Source organism: Tsukamurella sp. 8F (genome assembly GCF_029167375.1).
In the GTDB taxonomy this organism is placed as follows: domain Bacteria; phylum Actinomycetota; class Actinomycetes; order Mycobacteriales; family Mycobacteriaceae; genus Tsukamurella.
Map to the genome: position 1 here is coordinate 82,043 of NZ_JARFTP010000015.1, position 26,430 is coordinate 108,472.

The window sequence follows — 26,430 nt, forward strand, 5'->3', positions numbered from 1 at the left end:
GCTGCTCAGGGCGCCGCGGGCGGCCTGCGCATGTAGTCGCTGATCTTGCGATCGACGAGGACGAGCGCGTCGTCGAGTTCGCGGCGCTTGGCGCGTATGCGTAGACGGTGCTCGCGCAGGATACGCAGGCGTTCGGGAACTCCGTCCGGGTCCGCCGCGGCATACCGGGTGAAGTCCGCGATGTCCGCGAGCGGCATGCCCGTCTCCTTCAGATGCAGGAGCACCTCGATGAGGTGGATGTCGCTGTCGGTGTACCGTCGTCGCCCGGTCCCGTCGCGTGCAGGACACGGCAGGATGCCGCGCCGCTCGTAGTCGCGGAGGGTGTCGGAGTCCAGTCCGACTCTCTCCGCGACTGCACCGATGGGATGGCCATCGCTCATTGCTCCATCCTGGCAGCGTCGAGGGCCGCGAGCGCATCGTCCGGCAGTCTGGTCTCCACCGCCGTGACGGCGGACCTCAGCTGCTCGGGTGTCGAGACCCCGACGACGGGCCAGACGGGCGTGCTCCGCTGCCCCATCCAGGCCAGCACCGTCTGGCCCATGTCGAGACCCACCCAGGCGGCGACATCGGCGAGGGACTGCAGCATCGCGTTGCAGTGCTGTGTCGCGTATCCGGATGGGAGCGGCCTGTCCGCCCGCGTGTATGCGCCGGACAGCAGCGGGGAGTAGCCGAGCATGGCTATTCCGGCCGCGCTGCACTCCGCGACCACCGCCTCGTCGAGCAACACGTGAGGGGCGATGTCCGCGTCCGCGGCCGGCCACAGGTAGCTGAACCGCTGCTGGAGGAATCGGTAGCCTCCCCCATGACCGCCCACCTCGATTGCGGTGCGGAGCCTCGACGCGGTCAGGTTGCTCGCGCCGATACGGCGGACGAGCCCGGCCTGCCGGAGTTCTTCCATCGCCCCGAGCGTGTCGGCCAACGGGACCGTGGTGTCGTCGATGTGGGCGTACAGGAGGTCGACGTGATCGGCGGCCGATCTCCGGAGACTGGCGCGCAGCTGGGAATCGATCGCAGCGGGTGACAAGCCGAGCGCTTCGTCGAGATCCCGGGCGCCGGGACGAGGGCGGGCACCCACCTTCGTTGCCAACGAAATCTCATCGCGCCGCTCGGGATGCCGCCGAAACCACCGCCCCAGACACTGCTCGGATTCGTCGCCCGACCCGCCGCGGACCCAGAACGCATAGTTGTTGGCCGTGTCCCACGACCTGACGCCGGAGTCGTACGCCTCGTCGAGGATGCGTTCGGCAACGTCCTGCGGCACAGTCGTTCCGAAGTACATGGTCCCCAGGGTCATGCGAGGTTGCGCACCGCGGGTGACCTGATCGTCGCTCGTCACGCGAACCATGCTCGGACCTGGACCGTGGTCCAAGTCAACCCGACTGCCCATCGATGTTCGGCCTGAATCCCGCGCTCTCGTCACCATCGGTCGACCGCGGGGTCGAGGACGAGTGTGAACGACAACCGGAGAACGGCAAACCGTCGCACGACTGCGCCGTCGAGCTGCGGTCAGCGCGGTTCCGCGCACACCGGATACCCGGTCTACCAGCGAGAAACTGGAGAACGGTGCGTCCATCGCACATCATGCCAACCGACGGACGTGACCTTAGCCACAGCCGGTCGGTGTACAGTTGTTCACTACAGCCGATGACTCAGCTAAGGAGATCCAGTGGATCTGCTCAAATGGAGCAAGCGACCTGCAGCCCAGGTGCATGCCCGCAGTCCGGAGGTCAACGTCGTGCGCGGCCTGGTGGCCCGTGCGACGACCCCGCTGCTGCCCGACGACTATCTACATCTGATCAATCCCCTCTGGTCCGCCCGCGAGCTCCGCGGCCGGGTCATCGACGTCAAGCGGGAGACAGAGGACTCGGCCACCGTCGTCATCCACCCCGGTTGGGGGTTTCCCGCCTCCTACAAGCCGGGCCAGTATGTCGGCATCGGCCTACAGGTCGCCGGGCGATGGCACTGGCGCTCATACTCTTTGACGTCGTTCGGTGATACTCGAGACAAGGCCATCGCCATCACCGTCAAGGCGAACCCGGATGGGTTCCTGTCGTCCCACCTCGTCGACGGTGTCGAGCCTGGGACCGTCATCCGACTCGCGGCTCCGAAGGGCGACTTCTACCTGCCCGAACCACTCCCAGCGAAGATCCTGTTCCTCACGGCCGGCAGCGGCATCACCCCGGTGATGTCGATGCTCCGCTCGCTGTCGAGGAAGAACGCCGCCACTGATGTCGTGCATATCCACTCCGCCCCTACTCGCGACGATGTGATCTTCGCCGACGAGATCGAACAGCTCGCACAGGACCTTTCGATGTATTCGGTGAAGATGCAGCTGACCCGCGAAAACGGCAAGTTCGACCTCGCAGACCTCGACCACATGGTTCCGGACTGGCGCGAACGGCAGTGCTGGGCCTGCGGCCCCGTGGCGATGCTCGACGATGCGGAAAAGACGTTCGACGACGCGGGCGTGCGAGGGAACCTGCACATCGAGCGGTTTGCCATCGCGCGCACCGACCGTGGCGGTGAGGGCGGCGAAGTCGCCTTTGTGAAGTCGAACAAGACGACACAGATCGACGGTGCCACAACGCTTCTCGAAGCAGGCGAGGAGCTGGGAGTACAGATGCCCTTCGGGTGCCGCATGGGTATCTGTCAGACGTGCGTGGTGCAGCTCGCCGGCGGTTACGTGCGAGACCTGAGAACCGGAGAGGAACGACGAGAAGGCGACCGAATCCAGACCTGTGTCAGCAGCGTCTCCGGCGAATGCTCCATCGACCTGTAGGAGAGAACGTGGCAATCACTGATATCGATGCGTACGCCCACCTGACCGACGCCGACATCGAAGCGCTCGGTGCGGAATTGGATGAGATCCGTCGGGACATCGAGGACTCGCGGGGGGAGCGGGATGCCCGCTACGTCCGTCGGACCATCGCCTTCCAACGTGCCATGGCGGCCGGCGGCCGTGTGGCACTGATGTTCTCCGACCGCCGCCCGATGTGGTTGCTGGGTACTGCCGCACTCTCGTTGGCCAAGATCGTGGAGAACATGGAGCTGGGCCACAACGTCATGCACGGCCAGTGGGATTGGATGAACGACCCCGAGATCCATTCGTCTGCCTGGGAGTGGGACAACACCTGCCCAAGTGCACAGTGGAAGCACTCCCACAACTTCGTGCACCACAAGTTCACCAACATCGTCGGCATGGACGACGACGTGGGCTACGGCATCCTGCGCGTGACCCGCGACCAGGACTGGGAATGGTGGAACGTGGGCAACACCGTCTACAACCTGCTTCTCGGGACCTTCTTCGAAGTCGGTGTAGCCCTGCACCACATCGAGACCGAGAAGCTGCGCAACAAGGAGAAGACACACGCGCAGGCAGCCAAGGATCTGCGGATCATCGGCCGCAAGGTCGGCAAGCAGGCCGTCAAGGACTACGCGATCTTCCCCGCGCTGGCCGGACCGCGGTGGCGCACCACGCTTACGGCGAACTTCACCTCCAATATCATCCGCAACTACTGGGCCTACATGGTGATCTTCTGCGGTCACTTCCCCGATGGGGCGGAGAAGTTCACCGTCGACGAGTACGAGAGCGAGGATCAGCCTCGCTGGTACCTGCGGCAGATGCTTGGATCGGCGAACTTCCGCGCCGGCCCGGTCATGCGCTTCATGAGCGGCAACCTCAGCCATCAGATCGAGCACCACATGTTCCCCGATCTGCCGAGTAACCGCTACGAGGAGATAGGGGTCCGGGTGCGCGCGCTGTGCGAGAAGTACGACCTGCCGTACACCACGGGATCGCTGCTGCACCAATACTTCCAGTCGTTCCGCACGATCCTGAAGCTCTCGGTGCCCAACGCCCTACTGAAGGCCACATCAGATGATGCGCCGGAGACCGCCTCGGAGCTCCGGTTCAGCATCCGGGAGGGCATGCAACGGCACTTCGGTAACGACCCGGTGACCGGTCACCGACGGGGGCTACGGACGGCGCTGCGCGAGCTGCGCACCGCTCCGGTCCGCAGCGCCTGAGCGCCGGAGCGGCGACGGGAGCGCTCATCGGCTCCGTTCATGAGGCCGGCAGGAGCGGCACGTCGGTACGTTGACGCGGCCGCGACCGACGTCCGCGATGAAGGCAAGGTCGGCGTAGTCACCTAGCTGTTGAGCCGGAAGGGCATTGCCGCAGAGTCGGTTCCACTTCCGGCCATAAAGGTGACGCCTACGGCCGCGGCAGCGGCGGCGGCGGACAGGGCTCGAGTGGTCGTGCGCGTCGAACTTCATCGCTCCCGAGCCGCCGAGGCGATCACCATGAGTGGAATAGGGCGAGATGTCGGCGCGCTGGTCCATGATTGTTCGGCCGGAGCGCCCCTCGCAGACCGCAGGCCGGGAGGATGACCGAGATGACGACGATTCCGCGGAGCGAACCCGCCATTCCGGGGTCGCAGCTGGGCTCACGCGGCAGAGCGTGGGCCATCGTCGCGATGATCGTCCTGTTGATGATGATCAACTTCGGAGACAAGGCGGTCATGGGGCTCGCCGCGAAACCCTTGATGGAGGAGATGGGGCTCGATGCGACGCGGTTCGGGGCTGTCTCGTCGAGCTTCTACCTTCTGTTCAGCCTGTCGGCCCTCGTAGTCGGCTTCGTCTCGAATCGGGTCTCGACGACCACGATCCTGGGTGTGATCGCATTGCTGTGGTCGTTGGCGACCCTCCCGATCCTGATCCTCGCCGCCGTGCCGATGCTCTATCTGAGCCGCATCACACTCGGTGGCGCCGAAGGCCCGACCGCACCCATAGCGGCACACGCCGTCCAGAAGTGGTTCCCGGAGCAGTCCCGGGCAGTACCCACGGCGCTCACGACGATGGGCGGCGCCCTGGGGCTGGCCGTCACCGCACCGACGCTGACGTACTTCATCACGAATCACGGTTGGCGGTCGGCCTTCGCCGTCTTGGCGGTCGCAGGACTGCTCTGGGCCGCCGCATGGTCTGTCATCGGGAAAGAGGGACCGTACCGCACATATCGGTCAGGGGCCGTGGGTCTCACAACCGATCCGATCGACGAACACGTCGTCAGCCACCGACGCCTGTTCACGTCACGTACGTGGCTGGGCGGTCTCATCGGGGGAATGGGCGCCTACTGGGCGCTTGCCGTGGCCACCGCGTGGCTGCCGACCCTTCTCGAGCGCGGCCGGGGGTACTCGACCAGCAAGACCGCACTGCTCGTGGCGGTCCCGAGCGTCTTTGCTGCCGTGGCGATCCTTGCGGTGCCCTTCGTGTCCGAGCGGCTCATTCGGCGCGGAATCAGCGCACGGCTGGCACTCGGTGTCACGGCGGGAGTGACGGTGCTGATCGCGGGCGTCGCTGCAATCGCGGCCGGCCACACGAGCGGGCCGCTCCTGATCGTCCTCGTCGCGATCGCTTTCGGTCTGCCCAGCGCCTTCTATCCCCTGTCGTTCCTCATGTGCGGGCGGATAAGCCCGGTGCGGCAGCGCGGTGCGGTGATGGCTACCGCAACCGCGGTGACGACCCTCACCGGAGTCGTGGCGCCGGTCGTCACCGGTCGGGTGATAGACGCGGCAGGAGGCCCCGAAGCGGCCTTCACCCGGGTCTTCCTGATCGCCGGGGTGATCCTCATAGTGTGCGGTGCAGTCAGTGCCGCCGCCCTACACCCCGATGCGGACGCCCGACGGTTCGATCTACAACGGTGAGACCGGCGCGGCCAAGCAAGCACATCGACATCGCAACGCGACCGAGAATCGCACGGCAACAGATGCAGGAGGCGAATATGACCGTGCCCGTTCACCTCGACAACTTCGTTCGAGCGGAAAGCGACCGCTACTTCGCGAACAAGCTCGTCGGGGCCGGCATCAACAGCTGGGTTCACCGGCGTGGGCTCGCTGCACTCGACGACCAGCGGGTCATCAGGACCAACCGCGACACCCTCTACAGTTCGGCGATCATCGACGTCTCCGACGGTGCCACGCTGACGCTGCCAGGCAGTGGCGGGAGATACCTGTCCGTCGCCGTGATCAGCCAGGACCACTACATCGTCGGGCTCTACCACGACGGCGGCGAATACACCATCACCGAAGACCAGGTCGGCAGCCGGTTCGCGGCGGTGCTCGCGCGGATCTTCGTCGATCCAGGCGACCCCGACGACGTCGCCGCAGCAAACGCGTTGCAGGATCGGCTGCGCATCCGGGCCGACTCAGCCCGTCCGTTCACCAGCCCCGACTACGAGCAGCAATCACTCGACGCCGTCCGCAACGCGTTGCTCGAACTCGCCAGGTACGGTCGCGGCGGCTCACGTGGAGCATTCGGTAGCCACGATGCCGTCGATCCGGTACGCCACCTGCTAGGCGCGGCCGTCGGATGGGGTGGCCTGCCCGAACAGGAGGCGTTCTACGAGGCCGTCTACCCGAATCTGCCGATCGGCCGGTACACGCTGAGCGTCCGCGACGTACCGGTGGACGCATTCTGGTCGGTCTCCGTCTACCAGCCCGACGGATACTTCGACCCGGACTCCGACGGTCCTGTCACCGTCAACAGCGTCACAGCGGTACCCGACTCAGACGGCACGGTCACCGTCGTATTCGGCGGGCCGCCCGACCAGCCCAACCGACTGGCCCTGACCGAAGGCTGGAACTACCTGATCCGCTATTACCGGCCCCGCGCGGAGATCCTCGACGGCACCTGGAGCTTCCCGGCCGTCGATACCGACACCCGAGCACAGCCGCCCGCAACGTGAGCACGCGAACCGACCGACACGAGAACGACCGCCCCGATGCCATCACGGTGTCGATCGCCGCCGACGCCTACGTGTTCGTCGGCTATCCGCTTGTGCTCATGGACGCGACGCGACAGGCGAGCGGCCCAGGCAATCGTCTGGTCCACGCCGGACGGCTGCCATCGGCGGCCGACCGTCGTGCTCCGATTGAACGTCGACACCTTGTATACGAGCGCATGGCTCGACCGCACCAGCGAACGGGACCCGAGGGCGTGGCGTCGGTACGCGCGATCCAGAACGAGGTGACACTGGCGCCACTGAGTGCGTGGCGAGCCGACCGCGCTGCCACGGAGGAGAGCGTCGTGATGAACGCGTCGCAGCGCGGATCCAATCCCTCTCGTGTCGTCGCAAAGCTGGGTGGAACCCGAATGCGGTGTCCGTCGACGGCTGGACCACCGCGCCGACGGGCACATACGGGACCGATTACTCCGCGCGCGCCTATATCGCCACGACCGGGTTGGGCGCACTTCTTCGTCGATACACCTTCGCGGATCTACGCCGTCGGCGGCCAGGTTCCCGTCAGGAGCGGTCCCGACGGCTCCGTCGACGTCGTACGTCACAACGAGGATCCCGGTATGTCGGTACCCCACCGGCGATAACCTCATCACCGGATCGAGCGCACGAAACGTCTCGCGATCATCCGCGCCGACTGCTAGGTAGACGACGTGACGGTCGCCCACGGCGAAGCGGCGGTCTAAGCTGGGCCCGGAGCGGCGCTACGGGCCGACGCCGAGGAGGTTGCGCCATGCACACCCTGCTGATCGACTTGCTGAGGATCGCGGAGTACGGTGCGCAGGTTCTGGCCGCAGGCGCTGTCGTGGTACCGATCGGTTTCCTGCTCGCGGAGATCGACCGACGACGGCACGGCCGGAAGTGGCGGTGGCGCCGCAGATTTGAGCCGGAATATAGCGGCTCCGTGGACGTCGGCCCGACCAACATCGACGGCGGCGTCGGCGGGAGTTGGAATTGACGGCTCGGCCTGCGGCCCCGCGACAGCAGACCCTGCCACGTACGGCGTGATAGTTATTCAGGCGTGTTCACGAAAGTTCGCGTCGGGGGCGGATAAGCATCGGTAAGGCCGCCAATCCACAAGACAACGATCCTCATACCGCTTGCCCGCCCACCGTCCCCAGCCAGACCTGATCACGACCTAATGCCACCGCCGCCTCGTCCCCTCAACGGGAGGGGCGTCACGCTCCGCGAGGACGCGACGCCGAAGCTACCTACGCGCGGGCTGTCCAAGCAAAGAACATAGAACACCAGTAGCGCGCCGAGCGCGCAGAACACAGTGGCGCCGAGTCGCGATTCACCATGATCTGCACCCCGAGACCAACACGACGCCGGACGTGCCTTGTGCGCCGCCTCCGACTCGGAGTCCTCGACATCGCGCACAAGCTTCGAGCAAGACTCGATCGCGTCAACACCCTCATGCGGACGCTTGTAACCCCACCGGCGCACGTCACCAGCTAGCGCGCAGGTCCTCCATGGTCAACGCGACGATCGATGCGACGCCCCGCACCGCTAGGACCTCCTCGAGATCCGGTCGACACGACAGTCCGACAGCTACGTGCGTGACAACCGCACCTAGACCCGCGAGCGACCGGGCGAACGGCGGCAACGACCCGCCACCGAGAACGCCATCCTTGACCATTACGGTGCGCCGGCCCGACACAGGGGTCCCGACCACCCGGGAGATCCCGATCTCACCGCTACCCCGTCGGGCGACGGACCACGGCAGGCCGGTCCGCAGCGCCAGCGCGGCGGCGACACCGATGCCGCCCACCTCCACTCCGGCGATGACCTCGGTATCGGTCGGGAGCCGCGCTGCGATGAGTTCCGCGATTCCGGCAAGCACGACCGGGTCCGTTTGCAACAGGTACTTGTCCAGCCAACCGGAGCCGCCCTCGATCGCTTCGGGCAGGCCCAGGGCCCGACTCGCCGCCGCCGCTATCGCCGACCTGTCCACGTCCACAGACCAAGCATCTGTGGAAGCACGCCAGTGCCGCGGCGAGTTCGTTCGAGCCGCGGCGGTGTGTTAGTCAGGTCAGCCGAATGGATAGCGCCGCAAGTGATTCGAGCGCACGAAACTCGCAGTAGCATGCGCGCACAGACGGCCACGAGCGTCGGCGAGCCGCGCCTGCGCCGCGGCGACGGATCGCCCGACCCGGATCGTCTCAGCGGTGGCGCGGACTGCGCCGAGTCCGACTCCGATGGGTCGGAGGAAGGTGATGTTGATCGACACTGTGGACAGCACCGAGTCGTCGTCTACGGCCAGCTGAACAGCGCACCACATCGCCGAGTCGAGAATCGTTGCGATCGCTCCACCGTGCACCAGGCCGACCGGACTGGTGTGTCGCTCGTCCGGGCACAGCTCTACGACTGCCGTACCCACTCCGGCATCGGTCACGCGCAGATTGAGCAGTTGCGGGAACGGCGCATTCGGAACGGCGCCGGAAGACAATGCGGCGATCCTCTCCTCTGGGCTCATCCGCGCGATGCCGCCGGCACCCATCGGAGGTAGCCAACGGACCTCCACACCGCGCGAACCATCGGCAAAGTCCACCACAGCATCGACGTACTCGCCCATCATGTACCTCTCAACCGTCTGATATCTCGTGTTCCGAAATCGCCGGACGGCGATCCTCCGCCCGGTACCGTAGGAGCTCCAGTCGAGTGGAGATTCAACGTACTGTGACTGACATCACACCACCTGCGACGATCGGGATCGGCGACCTCGCACGCCGAACGGGCACGTCCGTGCGAACGATCCGCTTCTACTGCGATACCGAAATCCTGCAGTCAAGCAGAACGTCCGGCGGCCACCGGGTGTTCGACCCGACCGTTGCCGTGGACCAACTCCTGCTTGTGCGTCACCTACGAGCGCTAGGGCTCGGCCTGGCGGCGATCGTGCCGGTAGTCCGCGGCGAACGTCCTCTCGCGGAGGCGATCACCGAGCAGCGCGCGGCGGTGGACGCCGACATCGACACCATGGTGTGGCGACGCGCACTCCTGCTCGCCGCGGAGCAGGCCCCGGCCGTCGAGTCCTCGACGCGACTGGCCGCTCTCGCCACCGTGCGTGACAACCGCTCGGCCCACACCACCCTGACCGGCTGTTGGCAGCGAGTTCTGCCCGCGATACCACCCTCCGTGTTCGCACGGTTCCTTGCTGCGAACGTACCGACGCTGCCCGTCGATGCCGCACCGGTAACGGTGCTCGACTTCGCCGAACTCGTCGAACTCGCCGCACGCCCCGCGGTGATAACCACTGCATCGCAGCGGATTTGGCGCTCAGACCTACAATCGGTCCGAGACAAGACGGCTCTGATCACCGGGATCGCGGATGCCTGCGACCGGGCTGCCGCGCGCGTACTCGCAGGCAATGCTCCGTCGCCCGGTCCGGAACTCGACATGTTCGTGGATGCTCATGCCCACGCGCGCGGGGTACGAGACACGCCCGCGTTCCGGAAACACCTCGCCGAACAACCAGCCCTCGACCGCGATGCACGGCGGTACTGGATCCTCACTCGGCGGCTACTCGGATCCACGATCACGGCCCACCAGACCCACGAATGGATCCTCACCGCACTGAGTTCACCGACCTGATCGCTCGCGGGGAGACACATCCTCCTCTGCAATCACTCTCGGGACCCACGCCACCCAGAAAGGCGAGCAACGCCGGCTCCGCGATGCGGACGTCGCGACCTCGACTCGCGAAGCGCAACGGAACCTCGTCTTCGTTCGGTTCCCCAAAGGTGGTCGCGCCGGCGCATCGATGGCCATCGGACCAGGCGAGACACGCGCCCGTCGCTCCCCGAGGAACGTCTACGGCGCGTAGAACAGCCGAGCCGAGTATCACCGTTGCTTCTGACCGCCATGCGCTCCAGCTGTTGGACTTCTGCGCGCGGACTGCACACGCTGGAGGCACTCAGGCAATGCGATAAGGAGCATCACAGTGACCGACTACGTCCTGGTCCCGGGAATGAATCACGGCGGATGGTGGTACGACCCGCTGGTAGAGGCGCTCGAGGACCGTGGCCATCGGGCGACCGCGATAACACCGGCCGGTTTGGAGAACGAACCCGTGCTGAACCGGCGGATCGTGCTCGACACCCACATCGACCAAGTGGTCGCGGCCGTAGACGCGGCCTCGTCCGGCGTGGTGTTGGTCGGACACAGCTACGCCGGCCTCCTGATCACGGCCGCCGCCGACGCGCGCCCAGAGGCGGTCGGCTGCCTGGTCTACCTCGACGCCTTCCTCCCCGAAGACGGCGACAACGCCTGGTCGCTCGCCAACGACGAACAGCGCGACTGGTACGCGGGCGCCGCCACTCGCGGCGGAGACGTGGTCGATCCGCTCCCCTTCTTCGACGACCGAGCACGACCGCACCCGCTCGGCACCCTGTTCCAGTCGGTCCGACTCACCGGCGCCTGGCGCCGAGTCCCCCGCGCGATCTACGTCGAGGCCACCGAGTGGCCGACGCCCACGCCGATGCGCACCTCCATCGACCGCGCCGTCACCGACCCGCATATCGAGCACCTCGCGTGGCGGACCCGCCACAACGTCATGCACGACGGCCCGGACCGTGTGCTGGGGCTGATCGCGGACCTATGACGACCCGGGGCGCTTACCCCGGCCACCACCTCCGGCCGACTCGACCTGCCGATCACAGAATCCCCGTGCGATTGAGGCGAAGGACTTGCACCCCCGGTGGTCCTACCCGTGCTGGCGTTCAAGGCGTGTGACCGGAAGCGTTTTTCCCGCTCAGGAATCGATCGCGGTGCGCCTCTCCTATCCGCTATCGGATCGGATAGCCTAACCACACTAGTAGGGTTCGCGGAGTGAGTTCGCCGTCCAGCGGACTCGAGAAAGGGAATGAACCGTGACACCCCGTCTCCGTCGAGCGCGAGGCTCGGTCGCTTTCATCGCCACTGTTGCCGCGACAGCCTTGGTCGCCACCGCCTGCGGTTCCAGCGACCCCGGCGGTGCTGCCGAATCGGCAGGCGCCGACCCGGGTTTTCCGGTGTCTATCAAGTCGGTACGCGGCGTAGCGGAGATCAAGAGTAAGCCGCGGCGGGTAGTCACCCTGGGAGCCGGCAGCACCGAGGCGGCGATCGCCCTCGGAACGATTCCCGTCGGCATGCCGGATGCGGACGTAGACGACCCGGACGGCATCACCCCATGGGTCAAGTCCAAGCTCGGCGACTCGAAACCCGAGATGTTGGCACGCAACTCCAATGCGATACCCATGGAGAAGATCGCGGCGTTGCAGCCGGACGTGATCTTGGCGGTCAATTCCGGATTGACGACCGAACAGTATGAGCGGCTATCGAAGATCGCCCCCACGGTTGCGCAGCCGGGGAAGGACTGGCTGACGTCGTGGGAGGACCAGGCCACCTTGGTCGGCAAAGCCCTCGGCAAGGAGACCGAGGCGAAGGGCCTGGTCGACAGCACGCACGCGCTCGTCGCCGAAACCAAGGCCAAGCATCCCGAATTCACCGGCAAGACCGTTGCAGTCGCTACCGGCATCGCAGACGGCGGGCTGGGCTACTACTTCGGCGAGGACTCCCGCGTGCGGATCTTGACGAGTCTGGGGTTCACACTTCTTCCCGCCGTGGCAAAGCTCGGAGAATCCGCCGGTCCCGGCAAGTTCTCATCCCTCGTGTCGTGGGAGAACATCTCAGGCTACGACCCCGATGTGTTGACCGCATGGTTTCCCAACACGGCGAAACTACAAGCGACAGAGGCGAGCACCGCGTTCACCGCACTTCGCTCGGTGCGACGAAAGGCGTTCGTCCCCATCACTGACAAGGCAATGGTGATCGCGGTCAGCTCGCCGAACGTACTCGACATGTCGTGGCTGCTGGACAGGTACGTGCCCCAGCTGTCTGCGGCGGCAAAGAACGAAGGCTGACAGAGCGATTCGGCCTGCGATGAGGTCACCGACGCTCGGGGCCGCACCGCAGAGATGACCCCTGCGGTGGGCTGGGAGCGACAACGCGATCACTGCGAAGCGGGCGTGAGGATGCCGCTCAGGTGGTCGTAGGCGACGTGGCAGTGCAACCGGACGCCCTCGACGAGAGTTTCGTCGTCGGCGTAGAAGCGGGGGTTGTGGTTGAACGCCAGGCCCCGGCCGCCGTCGATCGGGACCGGGTTGCCGTTCTCGTCGAGCGTGGTGTCCTGCACACCGAGCGTCACGTACAGCCCGCCGTACTTGTTGACGAATTCGGATACGTCGTCGTAGCCGAGGGTCGCGCTGGTCTGGGCCACCCTGTCGGCGCCGACGACGCGCTCGAAGGTGGGGAGGCCGGCCTCGACCCACTCGGGTGCGTTGTGCACGGCGGGCACGTCCTGCAGGTACTCGGCGGTGGCTGTGCAGTTGTATGCCTGCGCGGTGTGCTCTGCCAGGGTCGTGAGACGGCGCTGCACCTCGGGCATGTCCGATTCGACCGCGCAGCGGATGGTGCCCCAGAGCGTAGTGGTCTCGCCGATGATGTTGAACCGCCCGACGTCTTCGATATGCCCGATGCTGACGGTGATCGGGTCGAAGCCGTTGATCTGTCGGTAGAGCTGGCCGATTCCGGTGAGGATCGCACCGACGGCCGGCATGGTGTCCACACCCATCCACGGCGTAGACCCGTGTACCTGCATGCCCGTGACGACGATCTTGATCAGACACGATGCACCGAACTGGTTGCCCGCGCGGTAGCCGATGGAGCCCTTGGGATACGGCGTGACGTGGAAACCGAACGCCATCGTGGGCCGCGGGTCGTCGAGCGCGCCCTCGACCAGCATCTGTTGCGCGCCACCCGGCTCGCCGACCGGCGGTCCCTCCTCGGCCGGCTGAAACACGAACAGCACGGTGCCGGGCAGGCCTGCGCGCCGTCCGGCGAGGACCGTCGCGGCGCCCATCAGCGTGGCGGCGTGGCAGTCGTGGCCGCACGCGTGCGCGACCGGGAACGGGCCTCCCGGGTAGTCCTCGTCGACCACGGTGGAGGCGAACGACACACCCGATTCGTCGGTGACCGGCAGGGCATCGATGTCGGCACGCAGGGCGATGACACGCTCGCCCGACTGCCCGCCTCTCAACACCCCCACGACACCATGGCCGGCGATACCCGTACGCACCTCGTCGAGCCCTAGAGAGCGCAGGTGGTCCGCGATCAACGCCGAGGTCTGCTCCTCGCGGTTGGACAGTTCCGGGTTCTGATGGATTTGATGGCGCCACGCGATCACCTGGTCGGCGGTGGCGCGCGCGGCCTCATCGAACGCGTCGTAGATGCTCTGATCAGTCACTGGGTACCGCCCTTCTCACGATTCGAGCTTGCAGCGGTAGTGGCCCGTCCCGTCGCTGGTCCCAGTCGATGAATGCTGGCAGGCCCTCTCCGCCAACGATGTTGATGATCAAGTCGAACTCGGTTCATCGTAGGTGTAGAAGCCCCGGCCGGACTTACGGCCGAGTTCGCCTGCGTCGACGTACTGGCGCAGCAACCGCCGCGGCCCCTCGGGTAGGTCCGGGTTCTCGGCGGCGTAGTGGTTCTCGATATCGAGCACCACGTCCAGGCCGACGGAGTCCATCATCTGGAACGGGCCCACGGGCATATGCCAGTTGATCCTGAACATCGCGTCGACGTCCTCGGGCCGAGCGACGCCCTCGGCGACCACCTCCAGGGATTCACGCTTGATCGCGGCCCAGACCCGATTGAAGATGAAACCGGTGCTCTCCTTCCGCGCCTCGAACGGGTAGACACCGAATTCCGGCAAGATGGTCAGCAACGAATCCACCGCCTCCCGCGCGGTCTCACCGTCGGACATCAGGTCCACAGCGTTGGAACCCGGCGGCATGTAGAAGTGCATGTTGCAGAACCTCGACTTGTCCTCGATGTTCTCGTCCATCAGCCGCGATGCATAGGACGACGAGTTGGTCGCGAAGATCGTGTCCGGCGGTGCGACGGAATCGATCCGACCCCACAGCGGGATCTTGATGTCCAGGCGTTCAGGCACGGCCTCGACCGCAAGCCACGCGCCGGCGACCGCGTCGGCGATGGAGTCGTGTGCCACGGCACCGCCCGGCTCACCGGATCCACGCTGGGAGATCACCTCTGGCAATGTGGCGGCGACGTACTCGACGGCCGACTCGGCCTGCGCTTTATCGGGATCGTAGATCCGGACCTCGCCGCCGCGGGTCGCGAACATCAGCGCGATGCGGCGGCCGAGTGTCCCGGCGCCGAACACCGCCACCGGCCGGCGGGCGATCCGGTCGAAGGTGTGTACGTACTTCATGTTTCGAGACTCCCTTCTGTGTCAGACGATCCCCGCCGCTGCCACTCGGTTATAGCGCCGACGATATCTTGCGCACATGGAATGCTTCGATGATCTCGACGACTCCGCCGGCGACGAGGAAACAAGCGCTGACCACGGTGAGTGTCACGATAGAATTCAGCGGGACCGTGATAAGCGTCAATCCCCCGAGGGCCACTATGACCCCGAACGCGGCGGCCCATCCTCTACCGGGCGTGCCGGGAGGCGTGTCCGCTGCGAGCACTATCCGTGAGATCCCTGTGACCAGCCAGCCCGCACCGATCCAGATCGACAGCAGGACGATCGACTGTAGGACGTCGCGAAAGCAGATAACGCCCAGAACGATGGAAAGAAGACCGGCTACCAGCGACAGAAGCCGGGTACCAGCGGATAGATGCGGTGCAAATGTCCACACCAACTGAAGGATCCCGCTGACCAGCAGGTAGGCGCCGAAGAACGTCGCTACCACCAAGATCGTCACGCCGGGCCATACGAGTGCCAACACTCCGGTGAGTACGCTGACGATTCCCAGGGCCAATAGCCATTTCCATCCGGATGCGGCCAATCGAGTGAGTGCCGGAGCGGCACGCCGTCCGCCTTCGAACAATTGCTGGGGAGTGGTCATATGCGGATCTCCTGGCTCGGTGGTTACAGAACACCCGACACGGACGGCCGGGATCCGAACGTCACTATTCCGCGGGCGGCGGCTCCGGGTCTACGTCCGTACACACAAAATCCGGCGACGCGGGACTGTCCCTGCGAACAATTCGCTCAGGTCTCATCTGCCTCCTCTACGCTCACCCGGGTGACGTCACCGCGATCAGCCTCCTCGTCGGAGAAGCTCGCCGCTATCGGAACACGACTACTCGCCCGGCTCGATCAGCTCTGCGCAGACCAGGCGGCCCTCATCCGCGATGTACTGCCGGTGTATCGCAACCGCGCATTGATACCCGACGCAGACCTGTTCCAATCCTGCAAAGCTCAAGCCGAATTCACGCTGATAGCGATGGGCACCGGCCTGCCCGACACTTCGCCGGCGTACGACGTGGGTCGTAGGCGAGCGGAGCAGGGCGTGCCACTCGCGGATGTGATGGCGGCTTACCGAACGGGAAGCCGGTTCTGGTGGGATCGCATCGCCGCCGCGGTCGTCGACACCGATATAGCTCGCGACGGCCTCTTACGCGCAGCCGATGAAGCATGGCAGAACCAGGCCCTGTACACCGACGCGATGACCGAGGGGTACACGGAATCGGCGACCGAGATGCTCATGCGTGACCGGCACCGGCGCGAAGCTCTGGTACGCGCGCTCCTCGACGGTAGGCTCCCACCCGAGGTCACACCCGTGTCCGCAGCCGAGTCCCTTGGCCTACCCCACGACGGTCCCTTCGTCGTCGCCTCGGCTTCAGGCGGCCCCGAACCGTGGATTTGGGAACGGCGCATGAGGACCGAGGGTCTCGCGACCGCATGGTGTGCGGACGGCGACACGAGTCTGGGGATCGTCGCTCTCTGCCCGGGCGCCGATGTCGAGACCGTCACCCGGGCCTTCACACGGCACACCACCGGCCGCGTCGGCGTCAGCCCCATCTATCAGAGTCCGCTCCCCGGCACCGATGGGCTGTACTACGCCGGCATGGCTCTACGTGCGACCACATCGAACGATCGCGTGATCGCCTTCGACACCTCTCCGTACGCAGTCGTCGCTGTCAGCGCTCCTCCGGTCCTGCATCGCTACGTCGAGCAGGTGCTCGGCGAGCTCCTTGAATTGAGTTCTCCCGCGCAACAGGTGCTTCTGGACACCCTCGAGCAGTGGACGGCACATGCGGGGTCGGTCCCCTCGACTGCTCAGGCACTGCGCTGCCACCCGAACACCATCAGGTACAGACTCCGGCGCATCACCGACTACACCCACCGCGACATCCACCGACCACGAGACCTTGCCGAGTTGCTTCTTGCGGTCGAGGCCCACAGGCGTCTGCCGCAAACCTGACCGATTCGGCGGCCCCCGCAGGGGCGCGAACCCCGAAGTGTTGTGGCGACGGGGCACACGCTATTACAGTGGCTATGCAATAGTGCGTCGGCCGCATACCGTCGATCGGACCGATGTGGTGGGGCCCCATTCAGCGCGGCGAACGGTTGCCCCCAGCGAAGGAGCGCAGGCTTGTCGGACGAGGCGGAAGGCCGTGAGTCGCGCACACACGTCGACTATCGGTACTCGCTGGCGAATGAGAGAACGTTCCTGTCGTGGATCCGAACGTCGCTGACGCTGCTTGCAGGCGGTGTGGCGGTGCACACCTTGGTCGGCTCCCTGCACCTCGGCGGCCTGCGGCGGGCGATAGCGGTGACCTGCGTGATACTGGCGGCGGCGGTCGCTGGCGGCGCCTACCGGCACTGGAGCCGGACGGAGGCAGCGATGGAGGCTGATCGTCCCCTTCCGCGCACCCCTCTGATGCGTGTGCTGACGGTCGGTGTGGCCGTGGTCTCCGTGTTCGCGGCGATCGCGGTGATCTTCCGATGACGGCCACGTTCGAGGCGGCGCAGCGCACCGCTTTGGCATGGCGCCGGACCGTGTTGTCGGCGACCGGCGCGGCTCTGCTCCTCGTGAACCACGTCGCGAACGCCAGGTGGTCATCCGCATCGGCGGCCGTGCTCGCCGGCGGTGTCCTCCTGCTGACCGTGGCCGTCGTGGGACTTCGACGAAGCACGCATCTGCGTCGTGCCGAGCTGGTCTCGGCGCGGAACGCGACACGGATCACCAGCGCGGTGACGGTGTTCGTCTGTCTGATCGCGGCAGCAGTCACCCTGCGTGCGCCGGGAGTCTGACCGCAGCTCCTGCCGACTATCTGCCTACCCGTACCGAGAACTCATCGAGAAGACGAAGGAGTTATGAACATGACAGGTTCGACCGAGCCGAGCGAGCACGTCGTTGCAGCCGCTGAAGCCGCCAAGGCGTCCCTGCCGTTCGACGACACCCGCGACGCCGACGACGCTCGGCGTGGGTTCGTCGCCGCACTCGAACCCGGCACCGTCGTCGACGGCAACGGGAACACCGTGTGGGACAACGACTCATACGCGTTCCTCCGGGATGCCTGTCCCTCGTCTGTGCACCCGAGCCTGTGGCGGCAGTGCGGGTTGGTGATCGAGCAGGGTCTCTACGAGGTGACCGACGGCATCTACCAGGTACGCGGACTGGACCTGTCGAACATGACCATCGTCGAGGGCGACGCCGGCATCGTGGTGATCGACCCGCTGATCTCCACCGAGACCGCGGCCGCCGCGCTGGCCCTGTACCGCACGCACCGCGGCGATCGGCCGGTGACCGGCCTGATCTACACCCATTCGCACGTCGACCACTTCGGTGGAGCGCTGGGAGTCACCACCCGCGACGACGTCGAATCCGGCAGGTGCCCTGTCCTCGCCCCCACCGGCTTCCTCGAGCACGCAGTAGCCGAGAACGTGTACGCCGGCACCGCGATGGCACGACGATCCGGGTACATGTACGGCGCCGCCCTGCCGCGAGGGCCGAAGGGCCAGGTCGGCGCTGGGCTCGGACAGACGACGTCGGTCGGCACCGTCAGTCTCCTCCCGCCGACACTCCATATCACGCACACCGGTCAAGAGGAGACCCTCGACGGAGTCCGCATCGTCTTCCAGATCACCCCCGGCACCGAGGCACCCGCGGAGATGAACTTCTATTTCCCCGACCGCCGCGCACTGTGCGTGGCCGAGAACGCGACTCACACTCTGCACAACCTGCTGACCCTGCGCGGCGCGCTGGTCCGCGACCCACACGTGTGGTCGACGTACCTGACCGAGGCGATCAACCTCTTCGGGCGCCGGTCGGAGGTCGCGTTCGCCTCGCATCACTGGCCCACCTGGGGCACCGACCGACTCGTCGAATACCTGTCCGTCCAGCGCGACCTCTACGCGTACCTCCACGACCAGACCCTGCGTCGCTTGAACCAGGGATACACCGGCATCGAGATCGCCGAGACGATACAGCTACCGCCGGCGATCGAGTCCGCCTGGCACGCGCGCGGGTACTACGGCTCGGTCAACCACAACGTCAAAGCGATCTACCAGCGCTACATGGGCTGGTTCGACGGCAACCCCGCACACCTCTGGCAACACCCACCGATCGAATCCGCACGGCGGCATGTGGAATTCATGGGCGGCGCCGACGAGGTGCTGCGCAAGGCCCGCACCGCGTACGACGCAGGCGACTATCGCTGGGTCGCGCAGGTCGTCGACTACGTCGTGTACGCAGATCCCACCAACGCCGACGCGAAAGCGTTGCAGGCCAATACCTTCGAACAGCTCGGATACGGCGCCGAGAACGCCACCTGGCGCAACTTCTACCTCACTGGTGCCCACGAACTCCGACACGGGAACGGCGGGACACCGACGCAGGGCAACTCGACCGCCTTCGTATCGGCACTGACCGTCGAGCAGACCTTCGACGCGCTCGCGCTCAATATCGACGGCCCACGCTCATGGCATTCACACATCGTCATCGACTGGCATTTCACCGATGCCGACCGGACGTACCGCACAGAGTTGCGCAACGGCGTACTGATCCACCACGACCGATTCGACGACGACGGCCTCCCGAGCCCGGACACAACCGTCACCGGCACCCGCCCGGCGCTGTTCGGCGCCCTGCGCCCCGGGCCCGATCTCGCAGCGGCGACGGAGTCCGGCGAGATCCGGATCGACGGAGACGAGGCGACACTGCCGCACCTGCTCAGCATGCTCGACCGGCCCGACCGCGCGTTCGACATCGTCACCCCGAGGCAGCCCCTGCCCGAGACGTAACGGACGCGAGGAGGCCGTCCGCCCGTGGCGGAAGCGGTATGTGCCACCGCTAGACTCGACTCGACGACGTCCAAATGGAGGTGCAATGAGCCCCGGGGCCACGCGTCGACGTGATCCGGTTGCGACCCGCCGAGCGATAATAACGGCCGCACTCGACGCGCTGTCCGAAGGCCGCGTAGGCGAAGGGCGGATCGCACCGACCACCAAGGAAATCGCGGCTCGGGCCGGCACATCCGAACGCAGCGTCTTCGTTCACTTCCCGACTCTGGACGATCTGCGGACAGCGGTCGCAGACGAGCAGGCGACACGCGTGGAACGGACGATCCGTGACATCGACCCCAGCCTGCCCCTCCCCCAACGGGTCGACGCCGTGGTCCGGCAGAGCGCCGACATATTCGAGCTGCAGCGCAACCCGCGCCTCGCGGGCCTGATCGAGATGCACCGGCTGACAGCGATAGACCAGCGGATGCGCGTCAGCGAGAACAAGATCCGCGATGCACTGACACGGACGTTCGCCGCGGAACTCGCCAGCGACCGTGGCGTCGACAGCCAGCTACTCGACTGCATAGACGTGGCCATCGGATGGTCCACGCATCACTACCTGGAGGAACGCCGACGCCTCTCGCGTGCCGCGACACACGCGACCATCACCCGCATACTCATGTCTCTCCTCGGGCCGCCACAACCCGACGACGGGAGCGCTTGAAGCGAATAGCAGACGCCACAGAGCCGGCACCCCGACATCCGTGACGTACACGTCACCGAGTACGGCGGCCCCTACGGGCCACCGGTTGCCTCCGCCCGCGCGCCCGCTAATCGACACTCCAGCCGCGGAGGCTCAGTACCAGCAGGCATCCGTCCGGGTCTGCGATGGTGACGCCCCAACGGTTCCAGTACGGGTTTCGTGCCTCGACCGCGGTGCCGCCCGCCGCGACGATCCGATCCACCAGCTCATCAGATACCGCGCCGTCGAGGTAGAGCACGAGCAGGTCCTCCGGTCCGGGCGGGTTCGCCTCCGCCGCCTCGGGGTCGTGGACGAGTTCGAGATGCCATGACGCGCCAGGCAGCCCTACCATCGACAACGCGTGATCGCCCTCGGCCTCGGGGGCGATGCGGCACTGGACGAGCATTCCCACGCCATCTACCCAGAACCGTTCGGATACGGCAAGGTCACGGACCGGGCGCGCTATCCGCAGCGCGGCGGTGGGCGAGATTCGGCAGGTCATGGCGACAGCCTGGGGCATCAACCGCGATTGAGGTCAAGGGTCTGGGAGATCGCGTTACAAGCCGCCGATGTGCACGGTCGACGACCCGGCCACGCCGTCACGCCCAGTCGGCGCTGCCGCACCTGCATGCTCACCGCCGATGGGTGAGCAACTGCACCATCGGGAATCGATAGCTCTGGTCGCGGTAGACGATTCGCCATTCCTCCGCGAAGCCGTTCGTGTCGAGCACACGGGACAGTTCGTCTGGGTGCCAACGCCAGGCGGGAGCAACCGCATGGTCGAACGGCAACGGCACACCGGGCGCGTCGCTGGCTTGCGCGGCGACGAGAACGGGGGTGTCAGGGTGCGTGCGAGCAGCCCAGATCCGCAAAGTCTCCATGACCTGCTCTGGGCTGATGTGGATCAGACTGAACCGAGCGATGATCGCGGCGATGTCCGTCCCATCGGGCAGGGCGGTCAGGGACGCATCGCCCTCTGCGAAGGCGACGCCGGGATAGGCACTGCGGGCATAGCCGAGCATCGACACGCTGGGATCGATACCGATCACGTCGAGTCCTCGCGAGGTCAGGTCGGCAGCGACGTGCCCCGTTCCGCAGCCCACATCGACGACGACCCCCATGGACCCACTGGTCAGCACACGCTCCGCAAACGCCTCCACCGCATGCCGCTCTACGGGGTACTGGTAGGCCGTCGGCACCGCCTCGGCGTAGAGGTCCGCCATCGCGTCATAACCCTGCTGCGGCGTCATACCAACACTCTCGCATGGCCGGGCGTTCGGCCCTACCTACCGCGCACGGATGCGCTGGGGCCGTCGTTCATGCGCCCATCGCCTCCCGCGCCTCTTCGGCGATCCGGTCGAACTGAGCGCCCATGGCTGCCGCCAGTGCATTGGCGGCCGACAACGGCCGGACCATGACGAGGAAGTCCTCGATCCGGCCGTCCTCGTCGAGGCGGAGGAAATCACAGCCGTTGACCTCGCGGCCGTCGATCGTGGCCTTGAAGATCAGCGCGGACTCGGGGCCGTCCACGATCTCGCGGACGTAGTGGAAGTCCTCGAACACACGGGTCACACCACGCAGGATCGCGGCCGTGATCGCCTTGCCCTCGTAGGGCTTGAAGGCCACGGGACTGGTGAACCGGACGTCGTCGGCGAGCAGGGCCTCGATCCGTGCGTGGTCGCCGGATTCGACGGCCTCTCGGAACTCGCGCATCATCTCTCCATAATCAAATAGTTGAATAGGTGCGTGGTTGAGTATGTGCCGGTGGGGCTGACGATGTCCAGAAACTGGTGCCGGACCTTGCGAATATGCTGCGTGGGTGGCTTTGAAGAACGCGATCCTCGCGGCTCTCCTCGAGGGTGAGTCATCGGGCTACGACCTCGCGAAAGGCTTCGACTCCTCGGTCGCGAACTTCTGGGTGGCCACCCCCCAACAGCTCTACAAGGAGTTGGACAAGCTGGAGGCGGACGGGTTGATCGAGGCCCGGGTGGTCGAGCAGGAGAGGCGCCCCAACAAGCGGGTCTTCCGGCTCACCCCTCGCGGTGGGCAGGCCTTGGCCACGTTCACCGAAGGCACACCCAGGCCGACCGCCATCCGCGACGAACTCCTCGTGATGGTCCAGGCTCTCGACGCAGGCAACGCGGCCGCCGTGCGGCACGCTATCGACGAACGATCGACCCTGGCCCGCGGCAAGCTCCACAGATACGAACGCATCCGCGATGTTCTGCTCGATGGCCGCGACGAGGACACCTACTTCGAGCGCTCCGATCGGATCGGCCCCTACTTGACCCTGCTCCGCGGCATCGCCTTCGAACACGAGAACATCCGCTGGTGCACACTCGCACTCCGCATCCTCGATCAACGCTCCTGAACTCGACCCGAGCCCTACCGGACGTTCAGTGGACGTCTCGGCAGGACCAGCCGAGTGACGACCAGCGTCACGTAGGAGTTGTCGCAACCCAGCTGCGTCGCCAACTCGCGCATCCGGATCGGCTCGTCGAGTGGGGACCACGAGCAACGACCGCAGCCCGCCACGACGAACGGCGCCATCGTCACTAGACCTGTCGATGATGGTGTAGGGGACCGCTTATTCGGTGTGACTCCGTTGCGCAGGGATGAGCGCTCCGGCGAGGAGGCCGGCGTAGGCGACGTAGAGTCCGGTGCTGAGGACGCCCTGCCGCGCCTGGTCGAGCCGGGGGTAGTGCGCCCCGAACGCTCCGATGAGAATGCCGTCGAGCAGCAGGCCGATACCGGTGACGCAGACCCCGAACAGAAGGCGCGTCGTGAGTGTGGTGTCGTGTGCTCTCTGGAACAGGATCGACAGCTGCCATGCGCCGACGCATGCGGCAACGGCTGCGGCGACCACGAACAGCGGGACCGGTAGGGTGCCGGCCGCGGGGACGAGAGTGTCGCCGAGAACGATCAGCAGGGCGGTCGCGGCGACCCACACCGCAACACCGGTGGCGAGGGCTTTGATGGTGCGTGTAGTCATGACCCGAGAATACTTGAAACGATCGTGTCAAGAAAGAGGACGTGTGGATGGCCCGTACGAAGGACCCCGATCGCACGAGGGAACTGCTCGACGCGTGCTGTGACTATGTCGAGCGCACTGGACTCGGCGACCTGACGCTGCGGCCGATGGCCGAAGGGGTCGGGGTGTCGCCGCGTACGCTGCTGTACCACTTCGGTTCTCGCGAGGAACTGATCATCGCGGTTATCCGCCGCTCACGAGAGCGGGGCCTGGCCGACGTCGCGGCGTTGCTGACGGGGACTGGCGGCGACGAGGCGCGCGACAGCGGAAGCGGATCTATCGGCGAGCTCGTCGAAGGACTCGCCGCCGCGCTCTGGCAGACGTCGCTCGCAGATACGGCGAGGCCGTTCCTGCTGCTGTTCTACGAGGCGTACGTCATGAGCCTGCGCAAGCCTGACACTTTCCGACAGCTCCTCGACCAGCTGTCCGCCGAGGCGCAACAGGCGATCCGCGACGCGCTCGAGCGCGCCGGGGTGGACGCCACGAACGCCGACTTCACCGCATCGGAGATCGTCGCCATCCACCGTGGACTCCAGCTCGAGTGGCTAGCCACCGGGCGCACCGAGGAACTCACCGAGGCTCACCGCAGAGCCATCGCACGGGTGGCGCACGCCATCTCCAGCTCCGAATAAGGGGCGCAACAGCAGAACGTGCGTCGGTGCACCGCGCAGGGCGGCACGATCGCTCACGCCCGCGACTTGCCGCGGCGCCGTCCGTGAGCCGTGCGGAGAGGTTACTGGATCGGCCGACTCCGGCATCCTTGACCGGCCCGTCGATACTGTCAGCCGCGCCGATCGCCGGCGCACACGGTCTCGAGCCAGTCGAGGATGCATGAGGCCGCCCGTTCCCAGCCTGGAACGAGCATCAGGTCGTGCGGTAGACCGTCGATGACGACGGGGGTGAGGCCGTACTTACGTGCTGCGATCTCCTGATCCGAGGGAGGAACCGTGCGATCGTCCGACCCGACGACCAACAGCAGCGGTGCTGCCACACGGCCGGTGCGGACCGGCCGCACCAGGGTGTCGAGCACCGCGCGAAAGCTCTCCTCCTGCAGCCGATCGATGTAGCCGCTCATCTCGTCGCTTGGTGCGGCATCGGAGAAGAACCAATAGCTCGCCGCCTCGGGCCGACCGAACAGCGGTAGCAGTTTGAAAGTCGTGAACACCCGCGCCGCTCTCAGCGGGTCGCGCCGGGTGGCACGGAGCGTCAGGCGCATCGCCCCGGTCGGCGGTGTCGATCCGATCAGAACAGCGGCCGGGACCGAGTGGTGACTTTCCAGATAGCGCTGAACAACGAACCCGCCCAACGAATGTCCGACAAGGACGGGCGGCCGCTCGAGTCGGTCCGCCACCTCCGCGATGTCCGCGAGGTACTCCTCGATACTCACCCACGTCACCGGCTTGTCGGAGGGGCTGCCACCATGCCCCCGCAGGTCGAGCGCGACCGTGTGCCAGCCACGTTCGGCGAAGTACGGCAGGATGTGTTCGTCCCACGCCCATGCTCCGTGCATGGCGCCATGCACGAACAGCAGCGGTGGAAGATCGGGGCTGGGTTCTCCCCGCTCGATAGTTGCGATCACGGCCGACTCCCTCGCCTCGACTGAACTCACAACTAGCTTGACACATGTAAAATAGCGCGGTCAAGGACGTCGATTCCGAGAGGACGAACCGAGGTGGCGTTACATTCGTCGGAGTCGAGCCGCCTTGAGTATCGCAGCGCCCCAATCGATATCAGCTCGCAGTAGCGATAGCGAAGTAGGTTACGACGGGTGCGTGGTCGCGTTCCCCGAGATGGAAGCCGGCCACGCCGGGGAGGTCATCGTCGGTGATTCTGCCTGCGCGGCGGCCTAGCACAGCGCGCACGAGAGATGCGAGAGATGCCGGCTCGAAACCAATGATGCTGTCCACGTTCATGCCTGCACGCCGGCAGGCCCGCTTAAGGTCGCGCGGGTTGCGCAGCCGTGACGAGACATACCGGTCCGCGGGCATGATGCGAGTGAAAGGCAATCTCGGGAAGGCGATCAGGTAGACCAGTTTCGCGATGACCGTGTCGGTGACGGTATCCAGCACGACGGTGCTACCGGGTCGGGCGGCGTCGGAGAGCTGAGCCAGGACGGTGTCGAGGTCGTCGGTGATCTCCAGCGTGTCGGCCGCGTAAACGAGATCGAAGGATGTCGAGTCGACGCCCAGAGCGGTTGGAGGCGCGGTGCGGAACGTAACGCCGGGGGTATCCGCGCGGGCGATCTCGGTGGCGGCTGGGGAGGGGTCGACCGCCGTGACGTCGAAACCGCGATCGCGCAGGTCGGCGGCGATCGGTGAGTATCCGCCACCGACGACCAGTGCGCGGCTTCCCGCGCCGTCGAGGCCGCGGTCGTGCATGGTCTGATCGAGCAGCTGCCTACGGGCGGGAGCAAAGGCCATTGCGCGGACTTGGCGACCATCCAAGATGTCGGTGCCACGGGCATTGATTGCGATATGCGGGCTCATCTCGTTCCTCTCCTACGGCACGCTCTCATGCACGGCCGGATACTGAGGTCTCGGCTGGTTACGGCGGGCGTCGTCGACCGATACGCCACAGACGGCGGGCAGATCCGCGGTACCGGCCGCTATGTCGTCGCTGGTCGGCGCGGTCGCCGCCTGTGTCGCCTTATGCCGATGATACGGCCCCTGGTACGGCTCCGTTGACTATTTTACTGCTGTGCAATAGCGTCGAGTCAGGTCCTCGACCATGAGGTCGACCCATCGATCGGAAGGGCGACGACCGTGAGCAGAAGTAGCGATCGC

28 protein-coding genes are annotated in these 26,430 nt (G+C 66.1%); 15 read left to right on the forward strand and 13 right to left on the reverse strand.

What is annotated here, in order from left to right; all coding sequences use genetic code 11:
• Window positions 1-5 precede the first annotated feature (5 nt).
• Both P0W64_RS13380 and P0W64_RS13385 read right to left on the reverse strand, forming a co-directional pair.
• Window positions 6-380 carry a MerR family transcriptional regulator gene (locus tag P0W64_RS13380; RefSeq protein ID WP_275480616.1) on the reverse strand — a complete coding sequence of 125 codons (375 nt, stop codon included), beginning with the start codon at window positions 378-380 and terminating at the stop codon, window positions 6-8.
• Window positions 377-1,336 (reverse strand): aldo/keto reductase, encoded by a 960-nt coding sequence (locus P0W64_RS13385; RefSeq protein ID WP_275480617.1) that lies wholly within the window; start codon window positions 1,334-1,336, stop codon window positions 377-379. Before P0W64_RS13385 ends, P0W64_RS13380 begins: the two co-directional genes overlap by 4 nt.
• Before the next feature lie 330 nt (window positions 1,337-1,666).
• Between P0W64_RS13385 and P0W64_RS13390 the strand changes: the two genes are divergently transcribed.
• The 5 genes from P0W64_RS13390 to P0W64_RS13410 all read left to right on the forward strand — a co-directional run bounded on the left by P0W64_RS13390 (window position 1,667) and on the right by P0W64_RS13410 (window position 7,751).
• Complete coding sequence (locus P0W64_RS13390; protein WP_275480618.1) at window positions 1,667-2,779, forward strand: ferredoxin reductase; 1,113 nt, start codon at window positions 1,667-1,669, stop codon at window positions 2,777-2,779.
• An 8-nt stretch (window positions 2,780-2,787) separates the two neighbouring features.
• Window positions 2,788-4,026, forward strand: a complete 1,239-nt coding sequence (locus tag P0W64_RS13395; RefSeq protein ID WP_275480619.1) for a fatty acid desaturase — start codon at window positions 2,788-2,790, stop codon at window positions 4,024-4,026.
• A gap of 368 nt (window positions 4,027-4,394) precedes the next feature.
• Window positions 4,395-5,702, forward strand: a complete 1,308-nt coding sequence (locus P0W64_RS13400) for an MFS transporter (protein WP_275480620.1) — start codon at window positions 4,395-4,397, stop codon at window positions 5,700-5,702.
• Between the two features lie 77 nt (window positions 5,703-5,779).
• The gene (locus P0W64_RS13405; protein WP_275480621.1) at window positions 5,780-6,742 is read left to right on the forward strand and encodes a DUF1254 domain-containing protein; all 963 of its coding nucleotides are present in this window, start codon (window positions 5,780-5,782) and stop codon (window positions 6,740-6,742) included.
• Window positions 6,743-7,526: 784 nt separating this feature from the next.
• Window positions 7,527-7,751, forward strand: coding sequence for a hypothetical protein (locus tag P0W64_RS13410; RefSeq protein WP_275480622.1), 225 nt, complete (start codon window positions 7,527-7,529; stop codon window positions 7,749-7,751).
• Between the two features lie 489 nt (window positions 7,752-8,240).
• Here the strand turns inward: P0W64_RS13410 and P0W64_RS13415 are convergent, their stop codons facing one another.
• Window positions 8,241-8,753, reverse strand: a complete 513-nt coding sequence (locus P0W64_RS13415) for a hypothetical protein (protein ID WP_275480623.1) — start codon at window positions 8,751-8,753, stop codon at window positions 8,241-8,243.
• Between the two features lie 72 nt (window positions 8,754-8,825).
• Window positions 8,826-9,368: a PaaI family thioesterase gene (locus P0W64_RS13420; protein ID WP_275480624.1), complete on the reverse strand. Its 543-nt coding sequence runs from the start codon at window positions 9,366-9,368 to the stop codon at window positions 8,826-8,828.
• Between the two features lie 104 nt (window positions 9,369-9,472).
• Here P0W64_RS13420 and P0W64_RS13425 point away from each other — a divergent pair, with 104 nt between their 5' ends.
• The 3 genes from P0W64_RS13425 (at window position 9,473) to P0W64_RS13435 (ending at window position 12,693) form a co-directional block, all read left to right on the forward strand.
• Window positions 9,473-10,384: a MerR family transcriptional regulator gene (locus P0W64_RS13425; protein WP_275480625.1), complete on the forward strand. Its 912-nt coding sequence runs from the start codon at window positions 9,473-9,475 to the stop codon at window positions 10,382-10,384.
• A gap of 349 nt (window positions 10,385-10,733) precedes the next feature.
• Window positions 10,734-11,393, forward strand: coding sequence for an alpha/beta fold hydrolase (locus tag P0W64_RS13430; protein ID WP_275480626.1), 660 nt, complete (start codon window positions 10,734-10,736; stop codon window positions 11,391-11,393).
• A gap of 268 nt (window positions 11,394-11,661) precedes the next feature.
• Window positions 11,662-12,693: an iron-siderophore ABC transporter substrate-binding protein gene (locus P0W64_RS13435; protein ID WP_275480627.1), complete on the forward strand. Its 1,032-nt coding sequence runs from the start codon at window positions 11,662-11,664 to the stop codon at window positions 12,691-12,693.
• A gap of 89 nt (window positions 12,694-12,782) precedes the next feature.
• On the opposite strand, the gene P0W64_RS13440 is transcribed toward P0W64_RS13435, so the two are convergent.
• The 3 genes from P0W64_RS13440 to P0W64_RS13450 all read right to left on the reverse strand — a co-directional run bounded on the left by P0W64_RS13440 (window position 12,783) and on the right by P0W64_RS13450 (window position 15,705).
• Window positions 12,783-14,075: an amidohydrolase gene (locus P0W64_RS13440; RefSeq protein WP_275480628.1), complete on the reverse strand. Its 1,293-nt coding sequence runs from the start codon at window positions 14,073-14,075 to the stop codon at window positions 12,783-12,785.
• Between the two features lie 108 nt (window positions 14,076-14,183).
• Window positions 14,184-15,062 carry a 3-hydroxyacyl-CoA dehydrogenase family protein gene (locus P0W64_RS13445; RefSeq protein WP_275480629.1) on the reverse strand — a complete coding sequence of 293 codons (879 nt, stop codon included), beginning with the start codon at window positions 15,060-15,062 and terminating at the stop codon, window positions 14,184-14,186.
• 49 nt (window positions 15,063-15,111) lie between these two features.
• Window positions 15,112-15,705, reverse strand: a complete 594-nt coding sequence (locus tag P0W64_RS13450) for an HdeD family acid-resistance protein (protein ID WP_275480630.1) — start codon at window positions 15,703-15,705, stop codon at window positions 15,112-15,114.
• A 180-nt stretch (window positions 15,706-15,885) separates the two neighbouring features.
• On the opposite strand from P0W64_RS13450, the gene P0W64_RS13455 reads away from it, so the two are divergent.
• From P0W64_RS13455 to P0W64_RS13475, 5 genes are all read left to right on the forward strand, one after another.
• The gene (locus P0W64_RS13455) at window positions 15,886-17,067 is read left to right on the forward strand and encodes a helix-turn-helix domain-containing protein (RefSeq protein ID WP_275480631.1); all 1,182 of its coding nucleotides are present in this window, start codon (window positions 15,886-15,888) and stop codon (window positions 17,065-17,067) included.
• 171 nt (window positions 17,068-17,238) lie between these two features.
• Complete coding sequence (locus P0W64_RS13460) at window positions 17,239-17,595, forward strand: DUF202 domain-containing protein (protein WP_275480632.1); 357 nt, start codon at window positions 17,239-17,241, stop codon at window positions 17,593-17,595.
• Window positions 17,592-17,900, forward strand: coding sequence for a DUF202 domain-containing protein (locus P0W64_RS13465; protein WP_275480633.1), 309 nt, complete (start codon window positions 17,592-17,594; stop codon window positions 17,898-17,900). The genes P0W64_RS13460 and P0W64_RS13465 overlap by 4 nt, the downstream gene beginning before the upstream one ends.
• A gap of 69 nt (window positions 17,901-17,969) precedes the next feature.
• A complete protein-coding gene (locus tag P0W64_RS13470; protein ID WP_275480634.1) occupies window positions 17,970-19,892 on the forward strand; it encodes an alkyl sulfatase dimerization domain-containing protein in 1,923 nt (640 codons plus the stop codon).
• 85 nt (window positions 19,893-19,977) lie between these two features.
• Entirely contained in the window at window positions 19,978-20,598 is a 621-nt protein-coding gene (locus tag P0W64_RS13475; protein ID WP_275480635.1) for a TetR/AcrR family transcriptional regulator, read from the forward strand.
• A 106-nt stretch (window positions 20,599-20,704) separates the two neighbouring features.
• Here the strand turns inward: P0W64_RS13475 and P0W64_RS13480 are convergent, their stop codons facing one another.
• The 3 genes from P0W64_RS13480 to P0W64_RS13490 all read right to left on the reverse strand — a co-directional run bounded on the left by P0W64_RS13480 (window position 20,705) and on the right by P0W64_RS13490 (window position 22,329).
• Window positions 20,705-21,118: a VOC family protein gene (locus P0W64_RS13480; protein ID WP_275480636.1), complete on the reverse strand. Its 414-nt coding sequence runs from the start codon at window positions 21,116-21,118 to the stop codon at window positions 20,705-20,707.
• Window positions 21,119-21,248: 130 nt separating this feature from the next.
• Window positions 21,249-21,866, reverse strand: coding sequence for a class I SAM-dependent methyltransferase (locus tag P0W64_RS13485; protein WP_275480637.1), 618 nt, complete (start codon window positions 21,864-21,866; stop codon window positions 21,249-21,251).
• Between the two features lie 67 nt (window positions 21,867-21,933).
• Complete coding sequence (locus P0W64_RS13490) at window positions 21,934-22,329, reverse strand: nuclear transport factor 2 family protein (protein WP_275480650.1); 396 nt, start codon at window positions 22,327-22,329, stop codon at window positions 21,934-21,936.
• 106 nt (window positions 22,330-22,435) lie between these two features.
• Here P0W64_RS13490 and P0W64_RS13495 point away from each other — a divergent pair, with 106 nt between their 5' ends.
• The gene (locus tag P0W64_RS13495) at window positions 22,436-22,987 is read left to right on the forward strand and encodes a PadR family transcriptional regulator (RefSeq protein ID WP_275480638.1); all 552 of its coding nucleotides are present in this window, start codon (window positions 22,436-22,438) and stop codon (window positions 22,985-22,987) included.
• Between the two features lie 216 nt (window positions 22,988-23,203).
• Here P0W64_RS13495 and P0W64_RS13500 read toward each other — a convergent pair whose 3' ends face one another.
• Window positions 23,204-23,608 carry a hypothetical protein gene (locus tag P0W64_RS13500; protein ID WP_275480639.1) on the reverse strand — a complete coding sequence of 135 codons (405 nt, stop codon included), beginning with the start codon at window positions 23,606-23,608 and terminating at the stop codon, window positions 23,204-23,206.
• Between the two features lie 47 nt (window positions 23,609-23,655).
• On the opposite strand from P0W64_RS13500, the gene P0W64_RS13505 reads away from it, so the two are divergent.
• Entirely contained in the window at window positions 23,656-24,279 is a 624-nt protein-coding gene (locus P0W64_RS13505) for a TetR/AcrR family transcriptional regulator (RefSeq protein WP_275480640.1), read from the forward strand.
• A 149-nt stretch (window positions 24,280-24,428) separates the two neighbouring features.
• Here the strand turns inward: P0W64_RS13505 and P0W64_RS13510 are convergent, their stop codons facing one another.
• Complete coding sequence (locus tag P0W64_RS13510; RefSeq protein WP_275480641.1) at window positions 24,429-25,226, reverse strand: alpha/beta hydrolase; 798 nt, start codon at window positions 25,224-25,226, stop codon at window positions 24,429-24,431.
• Window positions 25,227-25,377: 151 nt separating this feature from the next.
• A complete protein-coding gene (locus tag P0W64_RS13515) occupies window positions 25,378-26,067 on the reverse strand; it encodes a class I SAM-dependent methyltransferase (RefSeq protein ID WP_275480642.1) in 690 nt (229 codons plus the stop codon).
• Window positions 26,068-26,430: the final 363 nt, after the last annotated feature.